Source organism: Synechococcus sp. RC10A2, from assembly GCF_047502605.1.
Window position 1 is genome coordinate 1 of the sequence record NZ_JANSHP010000077.1, and the last position, 6,174, is coordinate 6,174.

Genomic DNA, 6,174 nt, shown 5'->3' on the forward strand with positions numbered 1-6,174 from the left:
TGCTGACTCGGGCGTACAAAACGACTCGTTTGGCTTTCTTTGGCGTTCTGATGTAGCTGTCGAGGTCATACCTTCTTGCCCTACCAGATGGAGTACGTATTGCTTTGATCCAGCCTTTCTGTTCCCATCGCCTCAAGGTGTGGAGACACACCCCAAAATAATCCGCCGCTTCTCTCGGTTTTACATACCTAGCCATACCAAGCAGCCATACTGAACATATTGTACATTATTTTCAGTATAGTCCAGCATATCATTGACTAGAGTCATGCTCTCGATGAGCCTCCTGGCCCGCTCCTTGGACTATGCTCAAAGCAACAGCGACCTGCTACTTCAAGCTTTCCTCCAACACCTGCAACTGGTGGCGGTGCCGCTGGGGATCGCGTTGCTGGTGGGTCTGCCGCTGGGTTTTGGCAGCTCCCGCTCGCAGGTGGTTTCTCTGGTGGTGATCAATGCTTTTAGCAGCTTGCGGGTGATCCCCAGCTTGGCGATTTTGTTTTTGGCCATTCCCTACTTTGGCCTTGGCTTCCGCTCGGCGGCCATTGCCCTGACGATCTTGGCCTTGCCCCCCATTTTAATCAGCACCGACGTGGCCTTCCGCAGCCTGGATCCGGCCCTACGCGAAGCCGCCTTGGGCATGGGCATGACCCCTGCCCAGGTGCTGCGCTATGTGGAGATCCCTTTGGCGTTGCCGGTAATCTTGGCCGGCGTTAAAACTGCTACTATCGAGGTGGTTGCCAGCGCCACGTTGGCGGCCTTTATCGGGGCGGGCGGGCTGGGCAGCTTTATCACGCTGGGGTTTGCCCTCTACGACACCGCCATCCTGCTGGTGGGGGCGATCCCGGTGGCGCTGTTGGCCATGGGTGCCGAAGTTGTCCTCGGCGCTGTGCAGCGAGCGCTAGAACCTCCTCAAGCCTAGGGATCCCATGCTATTTTCCTCGATTGCTTCCCGGATGCGCTTGCCCTCCCTGGCTTCTCGGTCGATCCCTTTGCAGGTGGCGCTGCTGTTGCCGCTGCTGTTGGCGGTGGCCGGGGGGGCGGGCGGGGTGAGCTACCTCTCCTGGCGAGCCGGGCGGCAGATGGCGCTGCAGTTGGCCGAGCACCTGAAGCGTGAGGTTAACCACCGAGCCGAGGAGAACCTACACCGGTATCTGCAGGCCCCCCTGCAGGTCAATGCCCTCACTGAGGGAGCGGTGCGCTGGGGGCTGTTGCCCAATCTGGCCGCTCCTCAGCCTCGCGATCTGGAAGTCTTGGAAGCGTATTTTGCCCGCCAGTTGCAGCAGTTTCCCGAGCTGAGCTATGTCGGCTTTGTCTCTGAGCAGGGGGGGTTTATCACGGCCCGCCGCCACGCCGATGGCTCGATCTGGACTTACCACACGCCGGGCCTGAAGCCGGGATCCGTCCAAGGCCGCCAACGGGATCCGGAAAGCGGGGATCCCACCGGCTTGACGCGGCAATTGGGCTTTGTGGATCTGCGGCGGCTGTCTAGGTTTCCCGCAGTCCTGCAACAGGAAGGGGCCCGCCGTACCTGGGTGGTGAGCAACTTTTTTGTCGAGTCTCCCCATCAAAGGCCGGAGCGGCTGGTCCTGACGGCGCTGCCCTTGGCGGATGGGGAGGGCGGGGTTTACGGCAGCCTGGTGGCTGCTCTCTCGGCTCAGCAACTGCAGGCTTTTCTGGAAGATCTGCAGGTCAGCTTGGGGTATCCGGGGGTGAGCTGGTTGCTGGATGAAGAGGGCCAGGTGGTGGCCGGCACGGAGGAGCTCTCCCCCCACCCGCTGCTGCTGGCTGTGCAAGCGCAGGTGGGATCCTGGGAGATGGCGGCCTCACAAGGGCTGCTGCGCCTTAGGGTGGACAGGATCCGTTATCTGGCACAGGTGACGGCCATTCAGGATGAAGGGGGGCTGAGTTTCTATTTCGTACAGGGGATCCCGGAGGAGATCCTTCTCGCCCCTGTCTATCGCAGCACTCAGCAGGCGGCCCTCTTGGGCGGGGGGCTGCTGCTGGGCTTTCTGGGAGCTGGGATCCTCCTCAGTGAAGCCCTCTCTCGCCCGCTGCGCCGCCTGACCCAAATAGCGGAGCAATTTGTGCAAACTGGGATCCCGGCCTGGCCCCCTGTGGATCCCGGCCCCATCTGGGAGGTGCAGACCCTGGCCAAGGCTTGGCAACAGGCGGCGGCCAGCCAACAGGCGCTGTTGGATCGCCTCTGGCAACAGCAGCAGCAGTACCGCGCTGTGGTGGAGCAGCAGACGGAGCTGATCTGTCGCTCTTTGCCCGATAGCCGCATTACCTATGTCAACCCTGCCTACCTGCGCTTTTTTGGTTGTTCGGCAGAAGAAACAATAGGCAGGCGCTGGGTGGACTCTCTGCCGCCGCAAGAACGGGAGGCGGTGCTGCAGTCTCTTGCGGCTCTTACGCCTGAACGTCCTTTCTACCGCAGCGAGCGGGAGTACCCCGGCGAAAGTGGCCAGTCCCGCTGGGTGAGCTGGGTGGGTCAGGGCATTTTCGACAGCCAAGGCCAATTGGTGGAGATCCTGGCGGTGGGGCGGGAGATCACCGAGCAAAAGCGGGCCCAGCAGCAGCTAGAAGCCCTCAACCGCGAGCTGGAAGCGCAAGTGGCGCTGCGCACCGCTAAGCTGCAGCAGGCTTTGTGCTTTGAGGCGGTGCTGCGCTCCCTCAGCGGCCAGATGGTGGCCAGCCTCAACGAGGGGGAGATCCTGGAAGAGGTGGTCAAGAGCCTGGCCGAAGCCCTCCACCTAAGCGGCTGCCACATTCTCTTGACCGGCGCCGGGGGCTCAGGCTGGATCCCGGCTTGCTCGTTTCCGGAGGAGGCGGATCCCGTCTATCTCAACGACCCTGAGCTGGTGCACCTGCTGCACTCCCATGCTTTTCTCGAGCAGCCCTGGGAAGTCCACTGCTGTTGTCAAAAGGAAAAAGGCGGGCACTGGGTGCAGCTTTTGGCCTGCTCCCTTCGAAACCACCAAGAGCGGCTGGGGCTCTTGCTGTTGGAGCGGCAGCAGGAGTTTTCCGAAGCCGAGAGACAACTGGCCTATCAGGTGGTCAACCTGTGCGCCCTGGCCCTGCGCCAGGCCCGTCTGTACGAGGAGACCCGGGCCCAAGTGAAGGAATTGGAGCGGCTCAACCTGCTCAAGGATGATTTCTTGAGTACCGTCTCCCACGAGCTACGCACCCCCATGACCAACGTGCGCATGGCCCTGCAGATGCTGCAAATAGCCTGCGATAACCCTAAGAAACAGCAGCACTATTTTGCCATCGCTCTCAAAGAATGCAACCGACAAATTGATCTCATCAACGACCTGCTGGACATGCAGCGACTGGCAGCCGAGAAGTATCTGCTCCAGCCGGAAGAGATCTTCCTGCCGCACTATTTGCGGGATCTGGTGGCGGCAGCCCAGCCTCTAGCCCAGGGCAAAAAGCAGAACTTGCAACTGCGCCTAGAAGAGGGGATCCCACCCCTTGAGGCGGATCCCACGGCTCTGGGCCGCATTTTGCGCGAGCTGCTGCACAATGCCATCAAGTACACCGCCCCCGAGGGATCCATCCACCTGCGGGTGGCCCAGGAAGGAGAAGGGATCCTCTTCGTCTGCAGCAACAGCAGCGAGATCCCAGAGGCGGAGCTGCCCCGCATCTTTGAGAAGTTCTACCGCATCCCGCAGTCGGATCGCTGGAAGCACGGCGGCACCGGCCTGGGGCTGTCCCTGGTCAAGCAACTGGTGGAGCACATGGGGGGCCGGATCTCCGTCAGCAGCCTGGAAGGATGGACCCATTTCCGCGTTTGGCTCCCCCAAAGCCCAGATCCCGCTCCGGCGGCGGCAAAAGACCTCTCTAGAGCCGGCAGCGCCTAGGAACGGCCAGGGGCCGGCTCAGGGGAAGCGCGCAAAAAGGATCCCCGCAACTGGCCACAGGCAGCGTTGCTATCCAGACCGCGGGTTTGGCGCACGCTGGCCTGCACGTGGTGTTCTTCAAGCAGGCGGACGAACTCCGCCACCCGCGTCGGGTGGGGGCGCTGATAGTCGGCCTCGGCAATGGGGTTGTATGGGATTAGGTTGACGTGCAGGCGGGCCCCCGCCTGGCTGGCCTGGCGCAGCAGGTGGGCCAGTTGGCGGGCATGGATGGGCAGGTCGTTGACCCCGGCCAGCAGCGTATACTCAAAGCTAATCCGCCGCCCGCTGCAGAGCATGTAGTCGCGGCAATCTTGAATAAGGGCGTCCAGGGGGTAGTGGGCTGCGGAAGGGATCAACTGCTGCCGCAGCTCCTGGTTGGGGGCGTGCAGGCTGACGGCTAGGGTAATTTGCAGATCCTGCTGGGCCAGCCAGGGGATTTGGCGGGGCACGCCCACGGTGGAGAGGGTGATGTGCCGCTGGCCGATGCCAATATCCTGATTGAGGCTGCGAATGGCCTGCACCACGGTGTCGCGGTTGAGCAGGGGCTCCCCCATGCCCATGAAAACCACGTGGCTGACGCGGCGGCCAAAGTCCTCCTGCACCGTTAACACCTGATCCAGGATTTCGTGCAGCTTGAGGTTGCGCCGGTAGCCCATCTTGCCGGTGGCGCAGAAGTTGCAGGCCATGGGGCAGCCCACCTGGGAGGAAACGCAGACGGTCAGCCGCCTGGCGGTCGGGATCCCCACCGTCTCGATCAACTCCCCATCCGCCAACTGCAGCAAAAACTTGACCGTGCCATCGCGGGATTCTATCCGCTGCACCACCTGGGAGCGCCCCACGGGATACTCTTGCAGCGCCTCGCGCCAGGCCTTGGGAAAGACCGTCACCTCCTGCAGGGAGCGGATCCCTTTGTGGTAGAGCCAGGTGTGCAGTTGTTGGCCGCGGTAGGCCGGCTGCCCTTGCTCAACCGCCCAGTCTTTCAAGGCAGCTAGGGATTGCCCAAGCAGGGGAAGGGGTGGGGCAGACATAGCGCCGTTCGCAAATCCATTGAAAGGCAAATCGGATCCCAAGCGGAGGGGATCGAGCTTCTCTACTCTAGCCTGTCGGCCAAACTGGATCCCTAGAGCTGGTTTTGGCAAGCGGGCCTGCCGTCCCGGATAATAGGCTTGCACGCTTACGCTTCTGGGGGTGCGGGGGTGGATAAGCCCCGCCCTGTACCCCCCTATATCCGATTGGGGGGCAGTCAGGGTCGGGATACAGCCACCCCCGCAAAAAATATCGTAAAATCAGATTGGCTGTACAAAACGGCGTTGCCGGAATCTGGTACAGCCCTGCGATAGGGCATTCCGTGGCTGCTTGCAGAGGGTTCTTGCAATAGCTCCCCGTTCGCGCTAGCGGAACGGAGTCCTTCGAAGCGAGAAGCCTGCTCTCTACCCGTTCGCGTCAGCGGCGCAGAGCGCTTTAGGGTGAGAGACGGGAGTATGTCACTTGCGCTATGTCGGTTTCGCCGCAACTGGCCCAACTGGCCACCTGGATGGCCGGACATTTCAACAATCTGCACCAGGCTATAGCCGAGCCGGTCTGGTTCGCCAACATTCACGTCTACCAATGCCCTCTGCCGTGGTCGGTGTTTCAGGGGATAGGGTTTTACGTGGAGCAACTGTACGATATCTACCCCGACCAGCCCTACCGGCAGCGGGTCATCCACCTTTTCGAGACGCCAGACGGGATCCGCATTCAAAACTACGCCCTGGGATCCCCGGAGGCCTACAAATGTGCTGGCCGAGATCTGGGAAAACTGGCCAGCCTGGCGGCGGCAGAGCTGGAGCTTTTGCCCGGCTGCGCGGTTCAGGTGGAATGGACGGGATCCTGCTACCGGGGCCGCAGCGTACCCGGCAAGGGCTGTATCGTCGAGCGCAAGGGCAGAACCACCTACCTCTATAGCGAGTTTGAAATCGGGGCCGACTACTTCCACAGCCTGGATCAGGGGCGCGATCCCGAAACAGATCAGGTGGTCTGGGGATCCCTTTCCGGGCCCTTTCGGTTTGTTAAAAAACAGGATTTTTCCTGCTACTTGCCCCGCTGGAGCTAGCTCCCCATCCAAACCCAGAAGGCCAGGATCCCATCCAGAGCAAGAGCAACAGGGCAAACCCCCAGCAGCCTGTCCATCCAAGGCTGGACATAGGGCCGCTGACCAGGTAGTACACAAAAGGATAGCTGGGTAGCCCCGCACTTGAGTGCGGGGCGGAAAAGCCCGCTAGCCACTTTAGTCGCT

The 6,174-nt window shown here is 61.6% G+C and carries 5 protein-coding genes; 3 read left to right on the forward strand and 2 right to left on the reverse strand.

Going from position 1 to position 6,174, the window contains the following annotated elements; genetic code table 11:
- Positions 1-196 (reverse strand): MerR family DNA-binding transcriptional regulator (locus NW848_RS11020; protein ID WP_414508988.1); only part of this gene is annotated, 196 nt, incomplete at its 3' end.
- A 78-nt stretch (positions 197-274) separates the two neighbouring features.
- Here NW848_RS11020 and NW848_RS11025 point away from each other — a divergent pair.
- On the forward strand, positions 275-916 hold the full coding sequence (locus NW848_RS11025) for an ABC transporter permease (protein WP_011431363.1): 642 nt from the start codon (positions 275-277) through the stop codon (positions 914-916).
- A 34-nt stretch (positions 917-950) separates the two neighbouring features.
- Positions 951-3,860: an ATP-binding protein gene (locus NW848_RS11030; RefSeq protein WP_414511105.1), complete on the forward strand. Its 2,910-nt coding sequence runs from the start codon at positions 951-953 to the stop codon at positions 3,858-3,860.
- Here NW848_RS11030 and rlmN read toward each other — a convergent pair.
- On the reverse strand, positions 3,857-4,927 hold the full coding sequence (rlmN, locus tag NW848_RS11035) for a 23S rRNA (adenine(2503)-C(2))-methyltransferase RlmN (protein WP_414508990.1): 1,071 nt from the start codon (positions 4,925-4,927) through the stop codon (positions 3,857-3,859). The two genes, NW848_RS11030 and rlmN, sit on opposite strands and share 4 nt — an antisense overlap.
- A 467-nt stretch (positions 4,928-5,394) precedes the next feature.
- Between rlmN and NW848_RS11040 the strand changes: the two genes are divergently transcribed.
- The gene (locus NW848_RS11040) at positions 5,395-5,991 is read left to right on the forward strand and encodes a chromophore lyase CpcT/CpeT (protein WP_011431360.1); all 597 of its coding nucleotides are present in this window, start codon (positions 5,395-5,397) and stop codon (positions 5,989-5,991) included.
- Positions 5,992-6,174: the final 183 nt, after the last annotated feature.